The organism is Catellatospora bangladeshensis (assembly GCF_016862575.1).
In the GTDB taxonomy this organism is placed as follows: Bacteria; Actinomycetota; Actinomycetes; order Mycobacteriales; family Micromonosporaceae; genus Catellatospora; species Catellatospora bangladeshensis.
The window spans coordinates 67,714-92,176 of the sequence record NZ_BONF01000038.1 but is presented as its reverse complement, the minus strand read 5'-3'; the positions used below and the strand labels follow the sequence as shown (position 1 = coordinate 92,176).

The window sequence follows — 24,463 nt, the reverse complement described above, 5'->3', positions numbered from 1 at the left end:
ATGGCGAAGGCTGCGGCCCTGCGCAAGCCCAAGAAGAAGGTGAACCCGCTCGACAAGGAGGGGATCACCTACATCGACTACAAGGACACCGCGCTGCTGCGCAAGTTCATCTCCGACCGCGGCAAGATCCGCGCTCGGCGGGTGACCGGCGTGACCACGCAGCAGCAGCGGCAGATCGCGCGCGCGGTGAAGAACGCGCGCGAGATGGCGCTCCTGCCGTACACCACCACCGGTCGCTGAGAGGAGGACACCTGATGAAGATCATTCTGACCCACGAGGTGTCCGGCCTCGGCGGCCCCGGTGACATCGTTGAGGTGAAGGACGGCTTCGGCCGTAACTACCTGCTGCCCCAGGGTTTCGCGATCCTGTGGACCAAGGGTGCCGAGAAGCAGGTCTCCTCGATCAAGCGGGCCCGCGCGGCCCGTGAGGTCCGGGACCTGGGCCACGCCAACGAGATCAAGGCGCAGCTCGAGGGCCTGAAGGTCACCCTGACGGCGCGTGCCGGCCAGGGCGGCCGCCTGTTCGGCTCGGTCACCCCGAACGAGGTCGCCGACGCGGTCAAGACCGCCGGCGGTCCCGTGCTCGACAAGCGCAAGATCGAGCTGCCGGCCCACATCAAGTCGACGGGTGGTTACACGGTGCAGATCAAGCTGCACCCCGACGTGACCGCCAAGTTCAACCTGAACGTGGTCGCCGCCAAGTAACACCAAGCCCGAGGCCCCCGGACCGCTGCAGCGACCCGGGGGCCTCGGCCTTTCCACCCCACCCCACCCCACCCCCCCCGCGCCACCCCCCCGCCGCGCCGATCTTGCGCGAACTGTGGGTGCGACACGGGCGAACCGGTCAAATCCCTAACACTTCGTGCAAGATCGACGTGATCTTGGTGCAGTGGGCGCGGGGCGGGTCAGGTCAGGCGGGTGGCTTTGTGGATCAGGTCGGCTAGGTCGTCGGTTTGGCGGTCGTCGAGGCGGGCTGCGGCGTCGTCGGCGATGCGGGCGAGGTCGGGGAGGTTCACGTCGCGGGCACCGTCGCCGCCGCGCAGTGACACGGCGAAGAAGGCGGCGGCGTAGCAGACGCGCAGCCGGGGGTCGGCCGCGGCGAAGTCGCCGGACAGGTCGGCCGCGGCGATCGACTCGTACGTCTCGGACGCCTGGCGGGTCTTCGGGTCCAGCCAGCGCACCCGCACCTCGGCGACCCGGCCGCTCGCCTCGGGCTTGAGCCGCACCAGGTAGAGCGCGGTCACCGAGTGCCCGGGACCGATCTCGCCGCCGTCGACCCGGTCGTTGCGGAAGTCGCTGTCCTCGACCTGGCGGTTCTCGTACCCGATGAGCTGGTAGGACGCCACGGTCTTCGGGTCGAACTGCACCTGTGCCTTGGCGTCCAGCGCGCGCAGGGACAGGGTGGCGGGAAGACGCCGGACGAAGATGTCGCGCGCCTGTCGCCGCTCGGAGACGTACACGACGAACCCGTCGCCGCGGTCGGCCAGCCGCTCCATCAGCGCGTCGCCGTAGTCGCTGCCGACGCCCACGCCCAGCAGCGCGATCTCCTTGTCCGCCTCCTCGCGGACCTGGCGCAGCATGCGGTCGGCGTCGGTGGTGCCCGTGTTGGCGAGACCGTCGGAGAGCAGGATGACCCGGTTGCTGGCACCCTTGCGGAACCCGTCCCGCGCCACCTCGTACCCGGTGACCAGGCCGTCGCCCAGGTTGGTGCTGCCACCGGCGCGCAGCGAGTCGATCGCTTCGCGCAGCGCCGCCTTCTCCGACACCCGGGTCATCTCGCGTACCACCTTGGCCCGGTCGTTGAACGTCACGATCGCCACCGCGTCGGTCGGGCGCAGCTGGTCCACGAGGTAGTGCAGCGCGTCCTGGACGAGGCCGAGCCGGTCCGGGTCGTCCATGGAGCCGGACACGTCGATGACGAAGGTCAGCGCGGCGTCGCGGCGCTGCTCGTTCTCCTCGGCCCGGGTCTGCAGGCCGACGCGCAGCAGGCGGGTGTCGCCCGGCGCCTCGTGCGAGGCGGGCAGCCGCGCGCCGTCGACGTGCACCGCGAAGCCGTCACCGCGCGGCTGGGGGTAGTGCTGGTCGAAGGAGTTCACGAACTCCTCGGGGCGGACCGTGTCCGGGTCGGGCCGGCGCCCGTCGTTGATGCGGCCGGCCGCGTAGCCGTACGACGCGGTGTCGATGTCGAGGGCGAAGGTGGACAGGTCGTCACGCTCGGGACGCTGCGGGCGGCCCTCGTTCTGGCTGAACCCGTTGTCACCGGCCGGGGCGGTGGGCTCGCCGCGGTCGCTCGAACCGCAGGCGGTGAGCGCGAGCACGGCGCTGAGTGCCACCGCGGGAATGCTGAGTCTCATCAGGACCTCCCGTGAAGCCGTCCGCGCCGCCGGGGCGGCCCGGGACGGGACTGGTCTTCATGGGACGCAAGATGATGATCGTTTACCGCATCCGTGGCACAGCTGAGACGAAAGCGGAATCAAACGTGACCGATCCGTGCATCAGCCGTGATGTGGCGACCCCGGCCGGGAGACCGGTCAGATGATGCTGAGCAGCACCGTCGTACCCGCACCGGCGACGACCGCGGCGCAGAAGCCGATGGTCGCCGCGCGCCAGGTGTCGCTGGCCCAGCGCAGCACCGCCGCCATGCCGAGCGCGCCGGCCAGCGCCAGCGCCCAGCGCGGGGAGCCGCTGATGAGGTCGGCCAGCGCGGCCGAACGCGCCGAGTCGCAGCCGCCGAGCCCGGCGGCCACGCAGGCGGCGTCCGGCTCGCCCGACAGCACCAGCGCCCGGACGATCAGGACCAGCAGCGGCACGGCGTAGAAGCCCGCCGCCCACAGCAGTGCCGCACCGTAGTCACGGTCGCCGCGGCCCGGCTCGTCGTACGGCACGGGCAGGCCGGCGTAGCTCTCCTGCGGATGGTGGTCGGCGAGGTTGTCGGGCCAGCGGTCGTCGTAGCCGTCGTGGCTGTCGCTGCTGACGTACGTGTGGAACCCGGCGTCGGCGGGGGTGCCGTAGTCGTCGGGCACGCCGTAGCGGTCGGCGGCGGAGCGCTGGCGGGGCACGGCGGGGTCCGCCGGGTGCGGCCAGCCGCCCGCCCGGGTGTTGGGCGTGTGCTGGGGCGTTCCCCGGCCGTCACCAGTCGCCGGCCAATCCGGATATCCCACGGATGGGAGCGTGGCGGAGACCGATATCGCGGGCAATCCCCCGAACCGGCGAGAATAGGCAAGTAGCGATCTTATGACGTACGCCACGCCGTCGGAAAATCTTGGCAAGATTCTTCTGTGCACACCCTGTGCATCGCGAAACAGCAGGTCAGAGGTTTATCCACAGGCTGTGGGGTTGGGTTGTCCACACCCTGTGCACAGGGTCCCCCACAGCCTGTACCGGGTTGTCCACAGGTTGCCCCCAACCCTGTCCACGCGGGTGTTTGTGCAGCGTTCACCCCGCGCCTAGGGTCAATCGAATCGGTTCGTGAGGGGGGTGGCGCCGTGACGTCAGTCGGTGACGGCGTGCGAGGACAGTTCACCGCTGTCCAACCGGCGACCCCGGCCGCCGAGCAGGTGCCGTTCGAGAAGACCCCGCCGCAGGACGTCGCTGCCGAGCAGTGCGTGCTCGGCGGCATGATGCTCTCGAAGGACGCGATCGCGGACGTGGTCGAGATCCTGCGCGCGAACGACTTCTACAAGCCCACGCACTCCACCGTCTTCGAGGCGATCCTCGGCCTCTACGGCCGCGGCGAGCCCGCCGACGCCATCACCGTCGCGGCGACCCTGGAGAGCGCCGGCGACCTGGGCCGCATCGGTGGCGCGCCGTACCTGCACACCCTCATCTCCGCGGTGCCGACCGCGGCCAACGCCTCCTACTACGCCCGTATCGTCGGCGAGCGCGCCGTGCTGCGCCGCCTGGTCGAGGCCGGCACGAAGATCGTGCAGCTCGGCTACGGCTCGGCCGCCGGATCCGGCCGCGACGTGGACGACGTCGTCGACATGGCCCAGCAGGCCATCTACGACGTGACCGAGCGCCGCGCCAGTGAGGACTTCGCCATCCTGGCCGACATGATCCAGCCGACGCTGGACGAGATCGAGGCGGTCGGCGCCGCCGACGGCAGCATGCGCGGCGTGCCCACCGGCTTCAGCGACCTGGACCGCCTGCTCAGCGGCCTACAGCCGGGGCAGCTCATCATCGTCGCTGGCCGACCCGGTCTTGGAAAGTCAACGGCGTCAATGGATTTTGCCCGTCACGCTGCGGTTCGGGCCAACATGGCCAGTGCCATCTTCTCGCTGGAAATGTCGAAGACCGAGATCGTGATGCGGTTGCTGTCCGCCGAGGCCCGCGTGCCGCTGCACGTGCTGCGCTCCGGCCAGCTGTCCGACGACGACTGGACCAAGCTCGCCCGCTGCATGGGCGAGATCTCCGAGGCGCCGGTCTTCGTCGACGACACGCCCAACATGAACCTGATGGAGATCCGCGCCAAGGCCCGGCGGCTCAAGCAGCGCCACGACCTGAAGCTCATCGTGGTCGACTACCTCCAGCTGATGAGCTCGCCGAAGAAGACGGAGAGCCGCCAGCAGGAGGTCTCCGAGCTGTCCCGTGGCCTCAAGCTGCTGGCCAAGGAGGTCGAGTGCCCGGTGATCGCGGTCAGCCAGCTGAACCGTGGTCCCGAGCAGCGCACCGACAAGCGGCCGCAGCTGTCCGACCTGCGTGAGTCCGGCTCGATCGAGCAGGACGCCGACGTCGTGATCCTGCTGCACCGCGACGACTACTACGACAAGGAGTCGCCGCGCGCGGGCGAGGCGGACTTCATCGTGGCCAAGCACCGTAACGGCCCGACGGACACCATCACCGTCGCCGCGCAGCTGCACTTCTCCCGCTTCGTCGACATGGCCCTGTGACCGGGCCGGGATACGGGGACCGATAGGTTCGGCGTCATGCGCCGGCAGTGGGACGTGCTCGCGGTGATCTCCGCGGGCGGGGTGCTGGGCGCGCTGGGCCGCTACGCGGTGAGCCTGGCGGTGCCGGGCTCCCCCACCGGGTTCCCGTGGGGGATCTTCTGGGTCAACGTGACCGGCTGCGCGCTCATCGGCGTGCTGATGGTGCTGGTCAACGAGGTGTGGCCGGGGCACCGGCTGCTGCGGCCGTTTCTGGGCACCGGCGTGCTTGGCGGGTTTACCACCTTCTCCACCTATACCGTCGACATCGTGCGGTTGATCGATTCCGGTGCGCCCGCGGTCGCGGTGGCGTACCTGGTGGGCACGGTGCCGGCGGCGCTGGCGGCGGTGTACTGCGGAACGGTGGTGACCCGGTGGCTGGTGCGGCGGTGAAGGGCCTGCGGCTGACGGTCCTGGTCGGCGAGGACGACCGGTGGCGGCACCGGCCGATGTACACCGAACTCGTGCACCGGGCGCACGCGGCCGGGCTGGCCGGGGCCACGGTGCTGCGCGGGGTCGAGGGCTTCGGCACGCACTCGCGCATCCATACCGACCGGCTGCTGTCGCTGGCCGAGGAGCTGCCGATGATGGTGCTCATCGTGGACGCGGAGGAGCGCATCCGCGCGTTCCTGCCGCAGCTCGCCGAGCTGGGCCTGGAAGGGCTGGTCATGCTGGACCCGGTTGAGGTGATCCGGTGACGGTGCTGCTGGTGGCGCTCGGCGCGGCGGTGGGGGCGCCGCTGCGCTACCTCGCCGACCGGGCGGTGCAGTCCCGGCACGACTCGGTGTTCCCGTGGGGGACCCTGGTCGTGAACGTGGCGGGCTCGTTCGTGCTGGGCCTGCTGGCTGGGGGTACGGTCGCCGGGGCGGTGCCCGGGTCGCTGATGTTCCTGCTGGGCACCGGCTTCTGCGGCGCGCTCACCACGTACTCGACCTTCGGCTACGAGACTCTCCGCCTGGCCGAGACCGGTGCGGCGGGCCTCGCCGTCCTCAACGTCGCGGTCAGCGCCACCCTCGGACTGGGCGCCGCCGCAGCCGGCTACCTGCTCGCTTCCTGATCACCCCGGGCCCGTCGCCTGCCCGCCGCTTCCCTCGCGCCCCGCTCCGCTCGCGAGCCTCGCCCGGCCAGCGGTCCTCGCGCGCCTCGCCCGGCCCGCGCGGTTCGTCCGGCCCGCGCGGTTCGTCCGGCCCGCGCGGCTCGTCCGGCCCGCGCGGCTCGTCCGGCCCGCGCGGTCGGCGCGGCGTGCTGCGGTGATCACGGTGGCAGGGTGGTGACACGCCGTCGAACACGTCCATAAGTTCATGATCAACGCGGAGGGGGTGGGCGGAGGGGGAGGGCCCAGAGGGCGAAGGCCACCGGGTAGAGGAGGTAGCCGAAGCGGGTGGAGGGCATGAGGACGATGGCGGTGAGCAGGCCGGTGGCGCTGATGAGGGCGGCGGCGCCGGCGTCGTGGGGCGGGCGGCGCAGCAGCCAGAGGCCGATGGCCAGGCCCGCGAGCAGCAGCAGGAGCAGCGCAACGGTGCGCCCGCCGGGCACGTGCCGGGCGATCAGCCAGCCGAGCAGCGGTGAGGCGGCGGGGCTGGTGACCAGGCCGTGGCCGGTCGGGAAGCGGATCACGTTCTCCACGAACGCGGCGCTGTCCGCCAGCAGGGCCGGGATCAGGGCCAGCACGGGCAGCCCGGCGGCGCCCGCGGCGTAACGGCCGCCGGAGCGGCGGACCACGGCGTACGCCCCGAGGACCAGCGCGACCGGCCAGGCCAGCAGCTTCATCGCGGCGGCGGCGCCCATGGCGATCCCGGACCAGCCGAAGCGGGCGCGCGCGGCGAGCGCGAAGGCGAGCAGGCACAGCGCGAGCACGGGCAGGTCGTCGCCGCCGGTGGCGAGGGTGAGCGCGCACAGCGGCAGCACGGTGGCGGCCTGCACGGCGCGTACCAGCAGCGCGTCGCGGGACGGGGTGCCGTCGCGCAGGAGCCGCGCGGCGAGCAGCAGGGCCGCGGCGGTCGCCATCGCGAACCACACTCGCGCGTCGGTCCACCAGGCCGTGCCGAACAACGCCCGGGGCAGCCCGAACACCGCCATGCCCGGCTGGTACGGCGTGTACCCGAGCAGCGGCTCCGGCAGCGCGGCGATCCCGTCGCGCCCGAGGTACGGCGTGCCGGAGTCGAGCAGCCGCCGCGCCGACTCCTCGACGACGAGCACCTCCTCCTGCGCCCGCCCGAGCGCCCCGCCGGCCCGCTGCACCGCCTGCACGACCAGCGGCACCACCGCCACCGCGACCCATACCCCCGCGGTCGTCCACGCCCGGCCGGCCACCCCGGCGACGGCCCCGACCCCGCCGGACCCGCCGGACCCGTCCGTGATCGTTCGACTTGCCTGGCAATCGGGCGTATCTTGCGCGCACTTTCGCCCATGTGCCAGGCAAGTCGAACGATCTTGGCGGGCGGCGCGGGGCGCGGCGGCGTGGGGTGGGGCGGGGTGGGGTGGGGCGGGGCGGAGACGGAGGGCGAGGAGGGCCAGGGTGAGGACGGTGGCGGCGAGGTAGCCCCAGACGGCGACGGCGCCCCAGGCGCGGTGCGAGGCGAGGGTGGAGCCGCTCGCGGTGGACCAGGCGAACAGGGCCGACAGCGCGTACAGGCCGAGATCGGCGGCCAGGCCGCCCGCGGCGCCGTCGACGCGGCGCCAGAGCCGGCCGGCCGCACCGGGGCGCGGCACGTCAGACGAGGGTGCGTCCTGGGTGGTGTCGGCGGGTCGGCTCACGCCGTGGAGTCTGACACCCGCCCGCCGCCGGCGGCACCCGTGGGCCCGGACTGGCGGGCGCCGCGGCCGGAGCCGCGCTTGGCGGGCAGGCGCACCACGGCCTTGGGGTCGTGCAGCGGCTCGGCCAGCCGGACCGTGCCGTCGCCCGCGCGGACCAGGTCGAGGATCTCGGCCAGCGGCATCGGCTTGGCGAACAGGTGCCCCTGCCCGGCCGTGCAGCCCAGATCCCACAGCAGGCGGCGCTGGCTGTCGCGCTCCACGCCCTCCGCGACGACGAGCAGGTCGAGGTGGCGGCCCAGCTCGACGGTGGACCGGACGACCGCGGCGGAGCTGGGGGTGTTCTCCATCTGCATGACGAACGAGCGGTCGATCTTCAGCTCGGTGGCGGGCACCCGGGGCAGCACGGACAGGGAGGAGTAGCCGGTGCCGAAGTCGTCGAGGGCGATCGCGCAGCCCAGCTCCATCAGCTCGGCCAGCACCTTGTCCACGATGTCCAGCTGGCTGACGGTGTGCGACTCGGTCAGCTCCAGCACCAGGGCGTCGCCGGGCAGGCCGTGGTCGTCCAGGCGGCGGGTGACCAGGGCGGGCAGGCGGCGGTCGAGCAGGCTGCGCGGGGAGATGTTGACCGCGACCGGCCACCGGCAGCCCAGCTCGCGCCAGCGGGCGGCCCCGGCCAGCGCCTGGTCGAGCACCGCGTCGGTGAACGCGGTGAGCAGCCCGGAGCGCTCGATGGGTTCAAGGAAGCTGCGCGGGTCGACCATGCCCTTGTCGGGGTGCTGCCAGCGGGCCAGCGCCTCGGCGCCGATCACCTCGCCCCCGGCGAGGTCGACGATGGGCTGGAACTGGAGGGTGAACTCCTTCTCGGCGACCGCGCGGGGCAGCATGCCGCCGACGACGAGGCGGCCGCGGTCGGCGGTGTCGTCCTCGCGGGCGTACACCGCGACCGCGCGGCCGGTGCGCTTGGCCTGGTACATGGCGATGTCGGCGCGGCGCAGCAGCTCGACGAAGCCGCCCCGGGACGGGGCGACGGACACGCCCGCGCCCGCGCTGACGACCAGTGGCATGCCGTCGACGTCGACCGGCTCGTGCAGGACGGACAGCAGGTTCTCCGCGCGGTGCAGGGCCAGCGCGGGGGCGGGCAGGCCGCGGTAGAGGACCGCGAACTCGTCGCCGCCGAGCCGGGTCACCAGGGCCTCGGGCCCCGCGGCCGCTTCCAGGCGGCGGGCCACGGTGATGAGGACCTGGTCACCGGCGGTGTGGCCGAGCGCGTCGTTGACGTCCTTGAAGTGGTTGAGGTCCAGCACCAGCAGCGCGGTGACACCCCGGCCGCGCTGCCGCCGGTCGAGCGCGTCCTCGGCCTCCAGCTGGAGCCGGCGCCGGTTGGGCAGGCCGGTGAGCAGGTCGTGGGTGGCGTCGTGCTGATGCTGCCCGGCCAGCTGCTCCAGCTGGGCGTACGACGTCGCGTTGCGGATCGCGGTGCACAGCGCCCCGGCGAACGCCCGCAGCGTGAACTGCTCCCGCTCGGACAGCGCGACCGGCACGTGGAAGCACAGCCGCAGCTCGCCGACGCGCTCGCCGTCCGGCTCACCGATCAGCGGCACGACCGCCGTGGTGCGCGCGTCCACGGCGGCCTCGTCGGGCGCGCCGTGGTAGGTGATCTCCTGATGCGTGCCGCGGACCAGCTGCTGCGCGCCGTCCAGGGATACGTCGATCTCGACCGTCTCGGCGGAGAACAGCCGCGCCCCGTTGCGGACCGCGGTGTGCAGCACCGTCTCCATCTGCACCACGTTCATGGCGTCGGTCGCCTCGGCCAGCTGCTGCCAGGCCAGCCGCTCCGCGCGGGCGCGCAGCTTGCCGCGGTAGGTCAGCTGGAGGCTCAGCACGATCAGCGGGATCGCCACCAGCAGGCCGGGCTCCTCGGCCAGCACCGCCAGGGCGAGCACCGCGACGGCGAAGCGCACGAACGCCGAGCCCCAGGTCAGGTCGAGGTTCGAGAGGAACCGGTCCTTGACGCTGGTGCCGGTGGCCAGCGCGAGCACCGGGATCGCGATCAGGTCGTCGGCCAGGACGAGCCCGGCGTACGCGAGCGCCAGCGGGCCGAGGCTGTCCAGCGGCTTGTCGGTGACTCCCCCGGCGGCGGTGAGGATCAGCCCGGCGATCCCGCAGGTGATCGACTCCTTGGCCACGCCGAAGACGAACTTGATGCCGCGCAGCTTGTGGATCGACTTGGCGATGGTGACGGCCACGGCGGTGGCCAGCACGGCCCACGGCAGGGGCAGCATCACCACGGCGACCAGCATCGCCGAGTCGGTCCAGGAGATGTCGTGGTTGGTGGACCGGATCCGGACGCGGACGTAGGTCACGCCGGCGATCGCGATGATCAGCGCCAGGGCGCCGACCCGCACCGCGAGGCCGGAGCCGAACTCCGTGTAGGCCACGCCGACGAGGGCGGCGACCAGGACCCCGAGGGCCACGAACGCAACTAGACCGACGAGCAGCCGGAGCTGCCGATCGGTCTGCTGCGAGGGTGCGGTCTGGGCGGCCACGTCGGACCTCTTCCGTCAGAGACAGATGGTCGTGAGTCGCCAACAGCCTAAGCGATTCTCAGTGCCAGTCGTGGGTTCGCATCTGCCAGTCCTCCGTCTCGCCCGCTGCTTGTCAAGCTCTGCTGCAGAGCGTAGTTTCTTGACGGTCGAATTCTAGGGATGCATTCACATTTCAAATATTCAAGGCGATTTATCACAGTTGGTGGTGGATCGCCTACGCGCTGTGTTCGCCTCCCATCGTCTCCCGCGAAGCAACTAGGCTCATGTCGTGACAGAAGGAACAGCTCCTACCTCACCTCACCTGACGCATGTGGACGAACGCGGGCAAGCCCGGATGGTCGATGTGGCGGGCAAAGAGATCACGCTGCGTACAGCGGTGGCCGCGGGACGCGTGGTCACCACGCGTGAGGTCCTGGACCTGCTGCTCGGCGAGGGCGTGCCGAAGGGCGACGCGCTCGGAGTGGCCCGCCTCGCCGGCATCATGGCCGCCAAGCGCACCCCGGAACTCGTTCCGCTGTGCCACCCCATCGCCATCCATGGCGTCGCCGTGGACCTGACCGTCACTGCCGACGGCGTGGAGATGACGGCGACCGTGCGCACCGCCGACCGCACCGGCGTCGAGATGGAGGCGCTGACCTGCGTCGCGGCGGCCGGGCTCGCGCTCATCGACATGATCAAGGCGGTGGATCCCGCGGCGTCCATCCAGGACGTGCGGGTGCTGCGCAAGGAGGGCGGCAAGACCGGCCTCTGGGAGCGCGGAGCCATGACCGCGATTTCCCAGGAGAAGCCGCGGCCAAACAGCGGCGCGCCCAAGGTCCGCGTCATCGTCGCGTCGACCCGCGCCGCCACCGGGGTGTACGCCGACACCGGCGGCCCGCTGCTCGCCGCCGGCCTGCGCGAATTCGGCTGCGAGGTGGCCGACGTCGTCGTGGTGCCCGACGGTGAGCCCGTGCGGCGGGCGCTGCGCGACGCGCTGGCCGAGCGGCCGGACGCGATCGTCACCACCGGCGGCACCGGCATCAGCCCGACCGACCGCACCCCCGACGTGACCAGGTCACTGCTCGACTACGAGGTGCCCGGCATCGCCGACGCGGTGCGCTCCGCCGGGGCCACTCCCCTGGCCGCGCTGTCCCGCGGCGTGGTGGGCGTGGCCGGGCGCACCCTCATCGTCAACCTGCCCGGCTCCACCGGCGGCGTACGCGACGGCCTGGCCGTGCTCGCGAAGGTGCTCCCGCACGCCGTCGACCAACTGCGCGGCGGGGACCATCCGGCGTCATCGGGTGGAAACAGCCACGACTAGGGTCGAACCTTGAGGGGGGCGCCGGAGGCGCACCGCGGCCGCGCCGGGCTCGTCACCGCCCCGGCGGGGCAGCGGACCGCCGCCACCGAGCCGCCGCCGATAGCTTCGAGGAGGACGCGTGAGCGCACCTGAGGACTGGGCGTCCGCGCGGCGCACGGTGCACGCGGCCGGCTGGCGGGCGCAGCTCCCGCCGGTCGCCGTGCCGCTCGCCGACGCGGACGGGCTGACCCTGGCCGCCCCGCTGGCGCCGGTCACCGACCTGCCCGCCTTCCCCACCGCGAGCGTGGACGGCTTCGCGCTGCGCGGCCGGGGGCCGTGGCGGGTGCACGGGCAGGTGCTGGCGGGCAGCGTGCCCGCTCCGCTGGCCGCAGACGGCACCGGTGTCGAGATCGCCACCGGTGCGATGGTGCCCGAGGGCACCGAGGCGATCCTGCGCGTCGAGCACGCCACCCGCAGCGGCGACCTGGTCGACGGCACCCCAAAGAGCGAGCGCGAGTGGCGGGTGCCCGGCGAGGAGGCCCACGCGGGCGAGCCGCTGCTGCCGGTCGGCACGCCGGTCACGCCGGGCGTGATCGGGCTGGCCGCCTCGTGCGGGCTGGACGCGCTGCAGGTCCGGCCCGCGCCCCGGGCGGCCATGCTGATCTTCGGTGACGAGCTGCTGACCGCCGGGCCGCCCGCCGACGGGCGCATCCGCGACTCGCTCGGGCCGTCCATCCCGGCCTACCTGCGCCGGCTCGGGGTGACCTGCGAGAACCCGGTCGCCCCGATCCAGGACACGCTCGGCGCGCACGTGGCGGCGCTGCGGGCCGCCCTCGACGGCGGCGCCGACCTGATCTGCACCACCGGCGGCACCATGCACGGACCGGTCGACCACCTGCACCCGGCCCTGGCCGAACTCGGCGCGCAGTACGTGGTCAACACCGTCGCCGTGCGCCCCGGCTTCCCGATGCTGGTCGCTGCCGTACCGCACGGCGGGCGTACCCGGTTCGTGGCGGGGCTGCCCGGCAACCCGCAGTCGGCCGTGGTCGCCCTGGTGTCGCTGGTGATCCCGCTGCTCGCGGGGCTGACCGGGCGACCCGAGCCGGTGCTGCCGCGGGTCACCCTCGGCGAGCCGGTGCCGGGGCGCGGTGACTTCACGCATCTGGCCCTGGTCCGCGTCGATCCGGTGGACGGCCTGGCCCGGCCCGTTTCGCACGTGGGCTCGGCGATGCTGCGCGGCCTGGCGGGCGCGCGGGGGTTCGCCGTCATCCCGCCGGGCGCCACCGGCCGCGCCGGGGACGCCGTCGAGCTGGTGGAGGTGCCGTGAACCGCGTCGTGCTGGCCGAGGTGACCGTCGAGCCGCTGGACGTGGCGGCGCACGAGCGCGCCGTCGCCGACCCCCGCGCGGGCGCGGTGGTGAGCTTCGCCGGGGTGGTCCGCGACCACGACCACGGCCGTTCCGTGGACGCCCTCACCTACGAGGCGCACCCGAACGCGGCCGAGGTGCTGCGGGAGGTCGCGGCCGAGCTGGCGGGCGATCCGGACGTGTACGCCGTCGCGGTCTCCCACCGCTACGGCCCGCTGGCCATCGGCGACGTGGCACTGGCCTGCGCGGTCTCCACCGCGCACCGCGCCGCCGCCTTCACCGTGTGCGCCCGCCTGGTCGACCGCGTCAAGGAACGCCTCCCCATCTGGAAGCACCAGGTCTTCTCCGACGGCACCGACGAGTGGGTCAACTGCCCCTGAGCGCTCCTGCGGATGGCCGCAGAAACAGGGAAACTGCTGTCTCGGCGTACCCGATGACAGCAGTTTCCCTGAAGTTGCGGGGCCGAGCCCGCGGCGGAGGTCAGTGGTCGGCGTTCGCGGCGACCGGGGTTGGGGTGTCGCGGCGCGGGGCCGCGGCGGCGGGGCGGGCCAGCGGGATGCGGGCCGTGGTGAGGTTGCCGAACGCGGGCTCCGCGCCGGGCCGCGACGGCAGCGCCGCGACCAGGGCGATCAGGGCGATCGCGAGCGAGTTCTCGGCCAGCATGCCGAACAGGCCGTCGGCGTAGTGCGAGACGCCCGGCAGCTGGTGCTCGTACGGCCAGATCGGCGAGATCAGGAACAGCAGGTAGAGGGCCACCGCCGCGCCGCCGTGCCGGGTGCCGACCAGGGCCGGGAACCAGATCGGCTCGCGCAGGCCCGGGGTGGACCTGCCCCGGGCGGCCAGGCCGCGGCCGGCCGCGCGGCGGCGCAGCGCCTGGTCGCCCAGCGCGATGACGGCCGGCACGACCCAGACCAGGTGGTGCGTCCACGAGATCGGGCTGACCACGTTCGCGGTGAGGCCGACCAGGGTGAACGCGATCAGCTCGTCGCCCTCGGCGTGTGCCGCGGCGGCGCGGGTCAGCCCGACCGCGAGCAGCACCAGCGTGAACGCGATCCACAGCAGGCTGGGCGCGGTCGTGGTGTCGTACAGCCGGGACAGCAGGCCCGCCAGCGACTGGTTCGGGGTCATGTCGGCGGCGCCGACGCGCTCGGTCTGCCAGAGCACGCTGCCGAAGTAGGCGGTGGACTCGTGCGGCACGATCACGTAGGCCGCGGCCCAGGCGGCCAGCGTCGCGCCGACCGCGGTGAGCGCGGCCCGCCACTGCCGGCTGACCAGGAAGTACACGATGAACAGGGCGGGCGTCAGCTTGATCGCGGTGGCGATGCCGATGCCCACGCCGGCCCAGCGCCAGCCCCGGCGCAGCGCCACCATGTCCGCCATGATCAGTGCGAAGAGGAGCAGGTTGACCTGCCCGAAGCCGAGCGTCTCGCGCACCGGCTCGATCGCGGCGAACAGCGGCAGCGCGACGGCGACCGTCATCCAGCGCGGCCAGCCGCACCGGTCGGCCACCGGCACCAGCAGCGCGGTCAGCACGAAGCCGAGCGCGGTCAGCCCGAACAGGAGGTTGAACAGCCCTGCGGCGGACGGGGTGAGCGCGGCCATGGGCAGCATCAGCAACGCGGCGAAGGGCGGGTAGGTGAACCCGAGCGTCGTGTCAGGTGCGATGTACTCGTACAGCTCTCCGCCGCCGCTCCACCACACCACCGCGCCGTGATAGATCTTCATGTCGAAGAAGTCGTACCACCGTCCGAAGTTCTGCTCGGTCACCCAGGCGACGTAGCAGACGGCGGCGACGATGCCGAACCGGACGAAGGTGCGACGATCCCAGTTCAGGGATCTCAGCTCACGGACAATGCGGTGGCTCTGCGACAGGCGGGGCAGACGGCGCACGCCGAGTGCCGGCATGGCGTCGCCACCTCCTTCAAGGTTCGGGGTTTCGGTATCCCGTTCGTGTCTGCCGAGCAGCCTAGAACGGCGCACCACTCCAGTACCTCCCGTGTTACCCGACCGTGTCCGATCCCACACGCCTTTGCGACATTTCTAGCTGGTTAACGCAGCCTGCGAAGATAGCGTGATTGGCGTCACACCAGCCCGCCACGCTGGGCGAACACCACTCTCCGTATGTCGCAACGGCACCGACCGGAACGAAGAAACGGGCTCGCGGAAGGCTCTGCCTGGAGGTACCCGGTGACGGTGTACTTATGCGCGACCGCTCAGCCCAGATGGAGCTGAGTCGATGCCTTCTGCTGCGCCTTGCGGATGGACTTGTGGGCGGACTTCTGCGCGTCATGGATGGCCCGGTTGGCCCGCCAGCCCAGGCTCGGCGAGCCGGCGGTGTCGGCCGCGGCCAGCAGCAGACCGGCCAGCAGGCCCAGGTTCTTGGCGAAGTGCACCATCTCGTTGTTGCGCACGGCCGGATTCTGGATCTGCCAGAACGGATGGCCCACGATCGTGGCGGGGATGAGCGTGCCGGCCAGCACGGCCGCGGCGGGGCGCGGCGCGGTGCCCGTGGCCAGCATCGCCCCGGCGATCACCTGCACTCCCGCGTTCACCCGGACGAGGGTGCGCGGCTCGGTGGGCAGCCGCGGGTCGACGGACTCCAGCAGCGGCGCGACCTGCTCCGCGAGGGGCTCGGCCTGCACGGCGTACCGGTCGGGTTTCATAAGCGCCTTCGCACCGGCGGCGACGAACAGTCCTCCGAGCAGGGCGCGAGCGACCCCCCGTACTGGTCTCATACCGCCATTATCAAGGACGTTCCCCCATGCAAAGGACGAAATCCAAACCCGTCAGCTCGCTGTCGTAGAAGTAGTGGTAGCGGTAGCCCTGCACGCCGGTGCACTCGCCGGTGTCGTTGGTCGCGTCGAACCGGGCCAGCACCTCCAGCGCACCCGGCGCGCACTCGGTGAGCACCAGGTCCGGGTCCTGCTCGGTGCCGTGGTTGGCGACGCAGTCGCCGGGCTGCGCGAACCGTGCCGTACGCGGCGGCCCGGACGGCGACGCCGTGGTCACCGGGATCGGCGGCGCCTCCTCGGCGAACGGGTTGGGCACCAGCTTCAGCGCGATCAGCACACCGGCGAAGATCACGAGTGAGGCGGCGAGCAGGCCGATGCCGATGACGGCGGGTCCGCGTCCGCCCATCCGGGGCCGGGGTGGGGCCTGGACGATGGGCAGCAGCTCGGTCTTCTGCTCCAGGGGGTCGGCAGGGGGGCGGTCGTCGGGGGTGTGCAAAACCGTGCTCCGCGGGGACGAGATCGGGGTGCCAGCCAAGGTACCGTGCGCGCCATGTCCCTCGACTCCTCCGTCACGATGTTGTCACCCGCCGTGGGTGCCATCTTCGGCGCGCTGACCCCGCTGGTGGCGTACCGCCTGTCGGTGCCGTGGGGCGAGCCCGCCCGGGCCGGCTGCGCCTCGTGCGAAGCTCCGCTGCCCGCCGGGCCGGCCGGCTGGCTGCGGTTCTCCGCCCGGTGCGTCTCCTGTGGGGTACGCCTGGGGCCGAGTCCATGGTGGACGGTGCCCGTGGGGGCGGTGTCGGCGGGGCTCACCGCGGCGGCGCTGTCCGGGCAGGGCTGGGTGCTGGCCGCCGCGCTGCTGCTGAGCGTGGCCGGGGTGCTGCTGACCGCGATCGACCTCGCCGTGCGGCGGCTGCCCGACCCGATCGTGTGGCGGCTGGCGGTGGCCGTCGCGGCGCTGCTGGCCCTGGCGGCCGCGACCGGGGGCGGCTGGGCGGCGTACGGCCGCGCGCTGGGCGCCGGGGCGGCGCTGCTCGGCGTGTTCGGGCTGATGTCGCTGCTGACCGGCGGGCAGCTCGGGCTCGGCGACGCCAAGCTGGCCGGGGTGCTGGGCATGCCGCTGGGCTGGTTCGGCTGGCCGCTCGTGGTGTTCGGGGCGCTGCTCGCGGTGCTGCTGAACGGCCTCGTCGCGGTGGTGCTGCTGGCGCTGCGCCGGGTCGGCTGGCGTGGTTCGCTGCCGATGGGCCCGTCGCTGCTGGCCGGGGCGCTGCTCGCGCTGGTCGTGGTGGGGTTGCTGCTGCCCGCGGCCGGGTGAGCCGGGTCACCCGCAGGGGTGATGATCCCGAACTCTGTCGGCTAGACGACAGGCGGGTGTCCGCGACAACGGCGGTGCCCGGGCCGTCGTCCCGGCCGCGGACAGCCTGCCCGATTTGACCCTTGCCGAAGCCCTATGGCATCGGCCGAACGTCCCAGGCGCGTCACAGGGCGTACGTCACCGTCGGGTGGACCCGATACGCGCCGATCACGTTGAGTGTTCAACTGAAAGCATCCTGGGCCCGCCTCGATCGCGGCGTGACCGTGCCGTGACAACGGAGTGACGGGTTGTGGCTGACTGGGCAGGCTGCCTCCTGGCGGCCGCTCGGTCGTCATCTGTCGTGGACCGGCCGCCTGATGCGGTTCGGCCGTTGCTGGGGGTGCTTTGCACATGCTCAAGCTCATCACCAAGGCTCAGGCCGCCTGGGCGAACCGTGACCGCGGCGCCACCGCCGTCGAGTACGGCCTGATGGTCGCCCTGATCGCCATGGTCATCGTGGTGGTCGTCGTGACCCTCGGCGACAACCTGGCCGCCATGTTCCAGGACGCCTCGGACTGTGTCGCCGACGCGGGCACCTGCTGATCGAGTCCTGAATCGCTGAGGTCTCGTGATGAATGAGAGAGCCGACCGCGGGGCGGCCGCAGTGGAGATGGCGTTCGTTCTCCCGCTGCTCCTGCTGCTCGTGCTCGGCATCATCGACTTCGGCCGGATGCTGAACGCTCAGATCAGCGTCACGGAGGCGGCCCGGGAAGGTGCCCGGGCCGCCACCATCAGTTCGGTGGCCGGCGCGGCGCAGACGCGCGTCAACAAGGTCAACACCGAGTACACCGTCGACACCGGCGCGAGCACGTTCTGCCCGGCGAGCCCGACCGCGGGCTCGGACGCCACGGTGGTCGTCACGTACACCTTCGAATGGATCACGCCGGTCGGCGGCATCGCCAGCATGTTCGGCGGGGCCTCCTTCGGCGACGACATCACCATCACGGGCAAGGGAGTCATGCCGTGTCGCGCCTGAGGATCCGGGGCCGCCGCAGAGATGCCGGCGCGGTCGCCACCATCGTCGCCATCCTGCTCGCCGGCGGCGTGCTGCTGGGGATGACCGCCCTGGTCGTCGACATCGGCCAGCTCTACGCCGAGCGCGAGGAACTGCAGTCCGGCGCGGACGCGGCGGCGATGGCCGTCGCCCTCGACTGCGCCCAGCGCGGCGACGTGACCCGCGGCAACGAGTGCCTCGCCGCGGCGAGCACGGTGCCCGGCTACGCCGACCGCAACGCGCGGGACGGCGACTCGGCGATCGTGCGGGTCTGCGGCTCGGACAGCCGGCTGGCGCCCTGCTCGTCCGTCCCGGGCGGCAGCCTCGCCGACTGCATCGGCACGATTCCGGCCGGCGCCACGTACGTCGAGGTGCGCACCAAGACCGAGACGAACGGCGGCGACTACATCTACCCGGCGTCCTTCGCGCAGACGCTGGTCGACGGCTACAGCGGCACCACCGTGGGTGCCTGCTCCCGGGTGGGCTGGGGCTCGCCCGGTGTCGGCGTCGCGCTCACCTTCTGCCTCACGGAGTGGAACGACGCCACCGGCAGCGGCGGCAACCTCGCACCCGCGCCCCCGGCCGTCCCGGCCGGCTCCTACGAGGTCGTCCTCAGGACCAAGTCGCCCGGTGGCGGCAAGGGCGGCGGACCGGCGGATCCGTGCGAGAAGAAGAAGTCCGGCGCCGACCTGCCCGGCGACTTCGGCTGGACCGACACCCCGGACGCGGCGACGTGCCAGACGCTCATCTCGTCGGCCGGGATGTACGACGTCGATCCCGGCAACGACGTGGTCAAGTCCTGCGAGGCCGTGTTCGTGGCGGCGCGGACGAACCGCACCCCGATCATCGTGCCGATCTACAACGAGGCCACGGGCACCGGAAGCAAGGGCGTCTACCGGCTCGAGGGCTTCGCCGCCTTCGTGATCACCGGCTGGGGCAACCTGTTCCCCGGCGTCAAGGACGCCGACTCGACCCTGACCTCGAAGTCGGCCAAGTCGCTGTGCCCGTCGGGCGACGTGTGTGTCTTCGGCTACTTCACCAATGCCCTCCTGCCGTGGAGCGGCGGGTTCAGCAGCACGACGAACTACGGCGCGACCGTCATCAAGACCATCGGCTGACCGCGTACCAAAGAAGGAATCAGACATGACCCGGCGCATTCTCGGCGTGGTGCTCGCCCTCGTCCTGGCGGTGGTCGGCACGGCCGCCGTCCTGCTCTACGTGAGCAAGACCCGCAACTCGGTCGCCGCGGGGCAGACCGCGGTGACGGTGCTCGTCGCGAAGCAGCGCATCCCGGCCGGCACCACCGGCGCCTCGGTGCGGGCGCGCGAACTGCTGGAGCCGATGGTCATGCCGGCCGGCGCGCTGCCGGCCGACAGCCTGGTCGAGATCCCGGCAGAGCTGGACGAGCTGGTGCTCACGCACGATGTGCAGCCGCGCCAGCTGATGCTCAAGGGCATGTTCGGGGCCGCGACCAAGCTGTCCGGCGGCGTCGCCGTGCCGGAGAAGATGATGGCGGTCAGCCTGAAGCTCGCCGCCGAGGAGGAGGTGGGCGGGTTCGTCCGGCCCGGCTCCCAGATCGCCGTCTTCGGCACCTTCAAGCTGGCCGACAAGGCCTACAAGGAGGCCACCGGCGAGTCCAACTACAGCACCCGGCTGCTGCTGCCGCGGGTCGAGGTGCTGGCCGTCGGCGCATACGGCGCGGACGGCGTCACCTCGGCGCAGCAGGCCAGCGGCGAGGCGGCGGAGACCGGCAAGGTGACGCTACTGGTCACCATCTCGGTCACGCAGGCCGACGCGGAGAAGGTCATCCACTCGCTGCGCATCGGAGAGCTCTACCTGTCCCTGCTCACCGACACCTCCGAGGCGCGCCTCGGGGCCGGTGTGGACAACCGCACCCTGCTGCGCTGAGGCAACGACATGACGATCATCTACGAGGCCGACCGCCGCTACGCCCATCACCTGGCCACGTTGCTGGGTGAGGCGGTGGTCGTGGAGTCGGCGCAGGCGCTGGTCGAGCAGGTGAACACCGACCGGGACGAGCAGCTGGTGCTGTTCGGCCCGGGCGCGCCGCTCGCCGACGCGGTGGAGTTCGCCGGTCAGTGCCGCCTGCGCCGCCCGGAACTCGGGGTGATCCTGCTCCGTCCGGAGCTCGACGTGCAGGTGCTGGCCGACGCGCTCAAGGCGGGCGTGCGCGAGGTGGTGGATCCGTCCGACCACGCCGCGCTGCTCGCCGCTAGCGCCCGGTCCCGGGACCTGTCCCGGCAGCTCGTGCAGAAGCAGGCCCGGCCGACCGGCCGGGCCTCGGTGCCGGGCGGCCCGGCACCGGCCGCCGCCGACTTCGAGGAGATGGCGGAGGCCCAGGTCATCACGGTCTTCTCGGCCAAGGGCGGCTGCGGGAAGAGCACCATCGCCACCAACCTGGCGATCACCCTGGCGCAGGGCACCAAGGCGACGGGGCGCCGCCGGGTCTGCCTGATCGACCTCGACCTGGCCTTCGGCGATGTCGCCATCATGCTGCAGCTCTCGCCGCAGCGGACCATCGCCGACGCCGTCCCGGTCGCGGACCGGATCGACGAGACCGGGCTGCGCACCCTGCTGACGCGCTACGAGCCGAGCGCCGGGGTGTCGGTGGACGTCCTGCTGGCCCCGGTGCAGCCGGCCCAGGCGGAGGAGGTGACCCGTGATCTGATCACGGAAGTCATCCACCTGGCTCGCGGCATGTACGACTTCGTGGTGATCGACACCGCGAGCGCGTTCACCGAGCAGATGCTGGCCGCCCTGGACGCCACCCACCACTACGTGCTGGTGGCCACGCCGGAGCTGCCCTCCCTCAAGAACCTGCGGGTCACCCTCGACATGTTCGACCTGCTCGACTACCGGCGCGAGGCCCGCACCGTCGTGCTCAACCGGGCCGACTCCAAGGTCGGGCTGACCATGACGGAGATCGAGAAGGTCATCCGGGTGCCGATCGCCGGCTTCGTGCCGAGCAGCCGTGACGTGCCGCTGTCGGCCAACCGCGGCGTGCCGCTCGCCACCGGGCAGCCGCAGCACCCGGTCAGCGGCGCGATCCGCGAGCTGGCCGAGAAGCGGTTCCTGGGCACCGCCCCCGTCAAGCGCGGGATCTTCGCACGGAAGAAGGGCTGACACCGATGTCACTGCAGGATCGACTCGGCCGGCGCACCCCCGCCCCGGCGAGCCCGGGCGTGCTCAGCGAGCGCCTCGGCAGCGTGAACGAGGCCTCCGGCGCGGCCGGCGGCATGCCGGTCGCGGGTTCACACACCATGCCCGTCTCCGCCGTGCCGGTCAGCGCGATCCAGTTCGGCCGGCGCAACACCCGGCGGGCGTACGACCCGCTCGCGGCCGTACGCAAGCGAGCGCACCAGGCGCTGCTGGAGCTGCTCGGACCGCAGCTCTACGACACCGTCTCGGACGACGCCGAGCTGGAGCGCCGGGTGCGCGAGAGCCTGCCCGAGGTGCTCGCGAACGAGGAGGCCAACCTCACCGCCGGCGACCGGTCCACGGCGTACCGCCAGATCCTCGACGAGATCCTGGGGCACGGCCCGATCGAGCCGCTGCTGCGCGACCCCGAGGTCACCGAGATCATGGTGAACGCCTGGGACCGCATCTACGTCGAGCGGTTTGGCCACATCCACGCCGTGGACGCGGCGTTCATGGACGAGACGCACCTGCGCCGGGTCATCGACAAGATCGTTTCCCGGATCGGGCGCCGCATCGACGAGTCGTCCCCCATGGTCGACGCCCGCCTGCCCGACGGCAGCCGGGTCAACGCGGTGGTGCCCCCGATCGCGCTCGACGGCGCCGCGCTGACCGTGCGCAAGTTCGCCGCCGACCCGTTCACCGTCGACGATCTGATCAGCTTCGGCACCATGTCGCCACGCGTCGCCGACCTGCTGCGCGCTTGCGTCCAGGGTCGCCTGGACATCCTGATCTCGGGCGGCACCGGCACCGGCAAGACCACGCTGCTCAACGTGGTCTCCTCGTTCCTGCCCGCGGATGAGCGCATCATCACCATCGAGGACTCCGCCGAGCTGCGGCTGGCCCAGGAGCACGTGCTGCGCCTGGAGTACCGCCCGCCGAACGTCGAGGGCCGGGGCGAGGTGACCATCCGCGACCTGGTGCGCAACGCGCTTCGCATGCGCCCGGACCGGATCGTCGTCGGCGAGGTCCGCGACGGCGCCGCGCTCGACATGCTGCAGGCGATGAACACCGGCCACGACGGCTCGCTGACCACCGTGCACGCGAACTCCCCGCGCGACTCGGTCGCCCGACTGGAGACGATGGTGTTGATGGCGGGCATGGACCTGCCGATACGCGCGGTCCGCGAGCAGATCGCCAGCGCGGTCGACATCATCGTCCAGCTGTCCCGGCTCCGCGACGGCTCGCGCCGGATCACGCACATCACCGAGGTCACCGGCATGGAGGGCGATGTGCTCACCATGCAGGACCTGTACACCTTCGACTTCCGCGCGGGCCAGGACCAGTTTGGCCGCCACCAGGGCGCGCTGGTCAGCACCGGGCTGCGGCCGCGCTTCGTGGACCAGCTCGCCGACCACGGCATCACCATCGCCCCCGAGCTCTACGGCAGGGGTATGTGATGCGCCGGATGCTGACCGTGCTGCCCGCCGCGGCAGCCGCCCTGCTGCTGGGCGTGGGCGCACCGGCCGTCGCTGCCGCGCCCGCGCTGACCGTGTCCGGGCTGCGCCAGGAGGCCGGCCTGGTGGAGTTCTACCTGTCCGCGGTCGACCTGCCGGCCGGCCGGTCCCTGGGCCAGGTGAGCGTGTCCGCCGACGGCCAGGACCTGCGAGTCGCCGCGCAGGAGGTGGTCGCGACGGCCACCGCCGCGACGCCGCGCCGCGGTGTGGTGCTGGTCCTCGACACTTCGGGATCCATGGCCGGCGAGCCGATCAAGGCGGCCCAGGAGGCCGCCCGCGGTTTCCTGCGCACCGTGCCCGCCGATGTGGAGATCGGCGTGATCACCGCCGGTGCTCCGGCGGCCGTGCTGCAGAAGGCGACCAAGGACCGCACCGCCGCGCTGCGCGCGGTGGACGGGCTGGCCGCCAAGGGGGAGACCGCCCTCTACGACGGCGTCCGGCTGGCTTCGGTGATGCTTGGCGGCGGAAAGTGGGGGCAGCGCCGGATCGTCGCGCTGTCCGACGGCGCCGACACCGCGTCCACCTCGAACCTGGCCGCGGTGCAGAAGGCCGTCGGCACGATCCCCGTCGACACCATCGCCTTCAAGACCCCCGACACGACCGCCAACGTGCTGGCCGGACTGGCCACGGGCACCGGCGGCACGGCGCGTACGGCCGCCGACGCGGCCGCGCTCAGCGCTGCGTTCGCCGAGGCCTCCGGCTCGTTCAGCGCCAACCTGCTGGTGCGGGTCGACGTCCCGGCGGCGCTGTCCGGCCGCCAGACGCGGCTTGCGGTGACCGCCGGGGGCGTGACCACGGAGGTGCCGGTGACCTTCGCCGTCGACACCAAAGCGGCCGGTCCGCTGGTGGGCAAGCCCGCCGCACCCCCCGCCCCGTGGTGGCTGTGGGCCGTGGCCGGGCTCGTGTTCCTTGCGCTGCTCGGGGTGGCCCTGTTGGTGGTGACCCCGGTCATGTCCGCCTCGGAGCGACGCCGCCGGCTGGCGCAGGTGGAGCAGTTCACCATGCCGGTCCGCCGCAGCGGACCGGCCGGTGACGCCAACAGCCAGGTCGCGGCCGCCGCACTGGCGCTGTCCGAGCAGGTCGTCAAGTCGGCCAACGCCGAGGGGCGGCTGGCGCTGCAGCTGGACCGGGCGGGGATGCGGCTGCGCCCGCACGAGTGGCTGCTGCTGCGAGCCGCGGTCAGCCTCGTCGTCGCGCTGCTGCTCGGCCTGCTGCTGGGACCCGTGCCGGCGTTGCTGCTCGGCCCGGTGTTCGGCTGGGCGCTGACCGCCCTCTACCACCGCAACCGGGCGGCGAAGCGGGTCTCGGCGTTCCGTGAGCTGCTGCCCGACGCGCTGCAACTGGTGGTCGGCTCCCTGCGGTCGGGCTTCTCGCTGACGCAGGCCGTGGAGGCGATGTCCCGGGAGCTGCCGAACCCCATCGCCGCGGAGTTCGGCCGGGCGCTCGGCGAGACCCGGCTGGGTGTCGACATCGAGGATGCACTGGACCGCGTCGCCACCCGGATGCGCAGCCAAGAGCTGTCGTGGGCGGTGGTGGCGGTCCGCGTGCAGCGCGAGGTCGGCGGCAATCTCGCCGAGGTGCTGACCACCACGGTCGAGTCCATGCGTGAGCGCGAGGAGCTGTACCGCGAGGTCCGCTCGCTGTCGGCCGAGGGCCGGCTCAGCGCGTGGGTGCTGCTGGGGCTGCCGATCGGGCTGGCGCTGTTCATGATCTTCCTGCGTGGGGACTACATCCGCCCGCTGTACACCCACCCGCTCGGCATCATGATGAGCATCGTCGGGGTTGTCCTGATCTCGGTCGGCGGCTTCTGGCTGTCGCGGATGATCCGAATCGAGGTGTGA

General features: G+C 72.3%; 24 protein-coding genes. 17 read left to right on the top strand and 7 right to left on the bottom strand.

From position 1 onward, the window contains the following. Together rpsR and rplI are read left to right on the top strand one after the other, a co-directional pair. A complete protein-coding gene (rpsR, locus tag Cba03nite_RS29185) occupies positions 1 to 240 on the top strand; it encodes a 30S ribosomal protein S18 (RefSeq protein ID WP_120317647.1) in 240 nt (79 codons plus the stop codon). A 14-nt stretch (positions 241 to 254) separates the two neighbouring features. Beyond that, the gene (gene rplI / locus Cba03nite_RS29180) at positions 255 to 704 is read left to right on the top strand and encodes a 50S ribosomal protein L9 (protein WP_203752927.1); all 450 of its coding nucleotides are present in this window, start codon (positions 255 to 257) and stop codon (positions 702 to 704) included. A gap of 200 nt (positions 705 to 904) precedes the next feature. Here rplI and Cba03nite_RS29175 read toward each other — a convergent pair whose 3' ends face one another. After that, positions 905 to 2,353, bottom strand: coding sequence for a vWA domain-containing protein (locus Cba03nite_RS29175; RefSeq protein ID WP_203752925.1), 1,449 nt, complete (start codon positions 2,351 to 2,353; stop codon positions 905 to 907). A gap of 177 nt (positions 2,354 to 2,530) precedes the next feature. After that, positions 2,531 to 3,160 carry a hypothetical protein gene (locus Cba03nite_RS29170; RefSeq protein WP_203752923.1) on the bottom strand — a complete coding sequence of 210 codons (630 nt, stop codon included), beginning with the start codon at positions 3,158 to 3,160 and terminating at the stop codon, positions 2,531 to 2,533. Between the two features lie 345 nt (positions 3,161 to 3,505). Here Cba03nite_RS29170 and dnaB point away from each other — a divergent pair, with 345 nt between their 5' ends. The 4 genes from dnaB to crcB (Cba03nite_RS29150) are packed head-to-tail and all read left to right on the top strand — an operon-like array spanning position 3,506 to position 5,981. Then, positions 3,506 to 4,888 (top strand): replicative DNA helicase, encoded by a 1,383-nt coding sequence (gene dnaB / locus Cba03nite_RS29165; protein ID WP_239126087.1) that lies wholly within the window; start codon positions 3,506 to 3,508, stop codon positions 4,886 to 4,888. A gap of 36 nt (positions 4,889 to 4,924) precedes the next feature. Then, a complete protein-coding gene (crcB, locus tag Cba03nite_RS29160; protein WP_203752916.1) occupies positions 4,925 to 5,317 on the top strand; it encodes a fluoride efflux transporter CrcB in 393 nt (130 codons plus the stop codon). Continuing rightward, positions 5,299 to 5,622, top strand: coding sequence for a DUF190 domain-containing protein (locus tag Cba03nite_RS29155; RefSeq protein ID WP_203752913.1), 324 nt, complete (start codon positions 5,299 to 5,301; stop codon positions 5,620 to 5,622). Before crcB (Cba03nite_RS29160) ends, Cba03nite_RS29155 begins: the two co-directional genes overlap by 19 nt. Further along, positions 5,619 to 5,981: a fluoride efflux transporter CrcB gene (crcB, locus tag Cba03nite_RS29150; protein ID WP_203752910.1), complete on the top strand. Its 363-nt coding sequence runs from the start codon at positions 5,619 to 5,621 to the stop codon at positions 5,979 to 5,981. The genes Cba03nite_RS29155 and crcB (Cba03nite_RS29150) overlap by 4 nt, the downstream gene beginning before the upstream one ends. Positions 5,982 to 6,229: 248 nt before the next feature. On the opposite strand, the gene Cba03nite_RS29145 is transcribed toward crcB (Cba03nite_RS29150), so the two are convergent. Together Cba03nite_RS29145 and Cba03nite_RS29140 are read right to left on the bottom strand one after the other, a co-directional pair. Next, positions 6,230 to 7,636 carry a glycosyltransferase 87 family protein gene (locus tag Cba03nite_RS29145; RefSeq protein WP_239126086.1) on the bottom strand — a complete coding sequence of 469 codons (1,407 nt, stop codon included), beginning with the start codon at positions 7,634 to 7,636 and terminating at the stop codon, positions 6,230 to 6,232. Between the two features lie 41 nt (positions 7,637 to 7,677). Then, positions 7,678 to 10,227, bottom strand: a complete 2,550-nt coding sequence (locus Cba03nite_RS29140; protein ID WP_203752907.1) for a putative bifunctional diguanylate cyclase/phosphodiesterase — start codon at positions 10,225 to 10,227, stop codon at positions 7,678 to 7,680. Between the two features lie 301 nt (positions 10,228 to 10,528). On the opposite strand from Cba03nite_RS29140, the gene moaCB reads away from it, so the two are divergent. The 3 genes from moaCB (at position 10,529) to Cba03nite_RS29125 (ending at position 13,252) form a co-directional block, all read left to right on the top strand. Then, positions 10,529 to 11,527, top strand: a complete 999-nt coding sequence (gene moaCB, locus Cba03nite_RS29135) for a bifunctional molybdenum cofactor biosynthesis protein MoaC/MoaB (protein WP_275411626.1) — start codon at positions 10,529 to 10,531, stop codon at positions 11,525 to 11,527. A 118-nt stretch (positions 11,528 to 11,645) separates the two neighbouring features. Beyond that, the gene (locus Cba03nite_RS29130) at positions 11,646 to 12,833 is read left to right on the top strand and encodes a molybdopterin molybdotransferase MoeA (RefSeq protein ID WP_239126077.1); all 1,188 of its coding nucleotides are present in this window, start codon (positions 11,646 to 11,648) and stop codon (positions 12,831 to 12,833) included. Continuing rightward, entirely contained in the window at positions 12,830 to 13,252 is a 423-nt protein-coding gene (locus Cba03nite_RS29125) for a molybdenum cofactor biosynthesis protein MoaE (protein WP_203752901.1), read from the top strand. The genes Cba03nite_RS29130 and Cba03nite_RS29125 overlap by 4 nt, the downstream gene beginning before the upstream one ends. 100 nt (positions 13,253 to 13,352) lie before the next feature. On the opposite strand, the gene Cba03nite_RS29120 is transcribed toward Cba03nite_RS29125, so the two are convergent. The 3 genes from Cba03nite_RS29120 to Cba03nite_RS29110 form a co-directional block, all read right to left on the bottom strand. Then, positions 13,353 to 14,777 carry a glycosyltransferase 87 family protein gene (locus Cba03nite_RS29120; RefSeq protein ID WP_203752898.1) on the bottom strand — a complete coding sequence of 475 codons (1,425 nt, stop codon included), beginning with the start codon at positions 14,775 to 14,777 and terminating at the stop codon, positions 13,353 to 13,355. Positions 14,778 to 15,085: 308 nt separating this feature from the next. Further along, a complete protein-coding gene (locus tag Cba03nite_RS29115) occupies positions 15,086 to 15,607 on the bottom strand; it encodes a DoxX family protein (protein WP_203752896.1) in 522 nt (173 codons plus the stop codon). Between the two features lie 10 nt (positions 15,608 to 15,617). Then, on the bottom strand, positions 15,618 to 16,100 hold the full coding sequence (locus Cba03nite_RS29110; RefSeq protein WP_203752894.1) for an LppU/SCO3897 family protein: 483 nt from the start codon (positions 16,098 to 16,100) through the stop codon (positions 15,618 to 15,620). Positions 16,101 to 16,154: 54 nt separating this feature from the next. Here Cba03nite_RS29110 and Cba03nite_RS29105 point away from each other — a divergent pair, with 54 nt between their 5' ends. From Cba03nite_RS29105 to Cba03nite_RS29070, 8 genes are all read left to right on the top strand, one after another. Beyond that, positions 16,155 to 16,916: a prepilin peptidase gene (locus Cba03nite_RS29105; protein WP_203752892.1), complete on the top strand. Its 762-nt coding sequence runs from the start codon at positions 16,155 to 16,157 to the stop codon at positions 16,914 to 16,916. A 390-nt stretch (positions 16,917 to 17,306) separates the two neighbouring features. Continuing rightward, positions 17,307 to 17,498: a Flp family type IVb pilin gene (locus tag Cba03nite_RS29100; protein WP_203752890.1), complete on the top strand. Its 192-nt coding sequence runs from the start codon at positions 17,307 to 17,309 to the stop codon at positions 17,496 to 17,498. A 28-nt stretch (positions 17,499 to 17,526) separates the two neighbouring features. Continuing rightward, a complete protein-coding gene (locus tag Cba03nite_RS29095; protein ID WP_203752887.1) occupies positions 17,527 to 17,931 on the top strand; it encodes a TadE/TadG family type IV pilus assembly protein in 405 nt (134 codons plus the stop codon). Then, on the top strand, positions 17,919 to 19,067 hold the full coding sequence (locus Cba03nite_RS29090; RefSeq protein WP_203752883.1) for a pilus assembly protein TadG-related protein: 1,149 nt from the start codon (positions 17,919 to 17,921) through the stop codon (positions 19,065 to 19,067). Before Cba03nite_RS29095 ends, Cba03nite_RS29090 begins: the two co-directional genes overlap by 13 nt. Positions 19,068 to 19,092: 25 nt before the next feature. After that, on the top strand, positions 19,093 to 19,857 hold the full coding sequence (gene cpaB, locus Cba03nite_RS29085) for a Flp pilus assembly protein CpaB (protein ID WP_203752880.1): 765 nt from the start codon (positions 19,093 to 19,095) through the stop codon (positions 19,855 to 19,857). A gap of 9 nt (positions 19,858 to 19,866) precedes the next feature. Further along, complete coding sequence (locus Cba03nite_RS29080; RefSeq protein ID WP_203752877.1) at positions 19,867 to 21,093, top strand: CpaE/TadZ family protein; 1,227 nt, start codon at positions 19,867 to 19,869, stop codon at positions 21,091 to 21,093. A gap of 5 nt (positions 21,094 to 21,098) precedes the next feature. Then, positions 21,099 to 22,565 (top strand): TadA family conjugal transfer-associated ATPase, encoded by a 1,467-nt coding sequence (locus tag Cba03nite_RS29075; protein ID WP_239126076.1) that lies wholly within the window; start codon positions 21,099 to 21,101, stop codon positions 22,563 to 22,565. Then, complete coding sequence (locus tag Cba03nite_RS29070) at positions 22,565 to 24,463, top strand: type II secretion system F family protein (RefSeq protein ID WP_203752871.1); 1,899 nt, start codon at positions 22,565 to 22,567, stop codon at positions 24,461 to 24,463. The genes Cba03nite_RS29075 and Cba03nite_RS29070 overlap by 1 nt, the downstream gene beginning before the upstream one ends.

What these genes read in the sequence shown, in the direction of transcription:
- Cba03nite_RS29080 (WP_203752877.1), top strand. Translation starts at nt 19,867, where the DNA reads ATGACGATCATCTACGAGGCCGACCGCCGCTACGCCCATCACCTGGCC.
- Cba03nite_RS29070 (WP_203752871.1), top strand. Translation starts at nt 22,565, where the DNA reads ATGCGCCGGATGCTGACCGTGCTGCCCGCCGCGGCAGCCGCCCTGCTG.
- Cba03nite_RS29175 (WP_203752925.1), bottom strand. Translation starts at nt 2,353, where the DNA reads ATGAGACTCAGCATTCCCGCGGTGGCACTCAGCGCCGTGCTCGCGCTC.
- Cba03nite_RS29095 (WP_203752887.1), top strand. Translation starts at nt 17,527, where the DNA reads ATGAATGAGAGAGCCGACCGCGGGGCGGCCGCAGTGGAGATGGCGTTC.
- Cba03nite_RS29105 (WP_203752892.1), top strand. Translation starts at nt 16,155, where the DNA reads ATGTCCCTCGACTCCTCCGTCACGATGTTGTCACCCGCCGTGGGTGCC.
- rpsR (WP_120317647.1), top strand. Translation starts at nt 1, where the DNA reads ATGGCGAAGGCTGCGGCCCTGCGCAAGCCCAAGAAGAAGGTGAACCCG.
- rplI (WP_203752927.1), top strand. Translation starts at nt 255, where the DNA reads ATGAAGATCATTCTGACCCACGAGGTGTCCGGCCTCGGCGGCCCCGGT.
- Cba03nite_RS29120 (WP_203752898.1), bottom strand. Translation starts at nt 14,777, where the DNA reads ATGCCGGCACTCGGCGTGCGCCGTCTGCCCCGCCTGTCGCAGAGCCAC.
- Cba03nite_RS29075 (WP_239126076.1), top strand. Translation starts at nt 21,099, where the DNA reads ATGTCACTGCAGGATCGACTCGGCCGGCGCACCCCCGCCCCGGCGAGC.
- Cba03nite_RS29115 (WP_203752896.1), bottom strand. Translation starts at nt 15,607, where the DNA reads ATGAGACCAGTACGGGGGGTCGCTCGCGCCCTGCTCGGAGGACTGTTC.
- Cba03nite_RS29100 (WP_203752890.1), top strand. Translation starts at nt 17,307, where the DNA reads ATGCTCAAGCTCATCACCAAGGCTCAGGCCGCCTGGGCGAACCGTGAC.
- crcB (WP_203752916.1), top strand. Translation starts at nt 4,925, where the DNA reads ATGCGCCGGCAGTGGGACGTGCTCGCGGTGATCTCCGCGGGCGGGGTG.
- cpaB (WP_203752880.1), top strand. Translation starts at nt 19,093, where the DNA reads ATGACCCGGCGCATTCTCGGCGTGGTGCTCGCCCTCGTCCTGGCGGTG.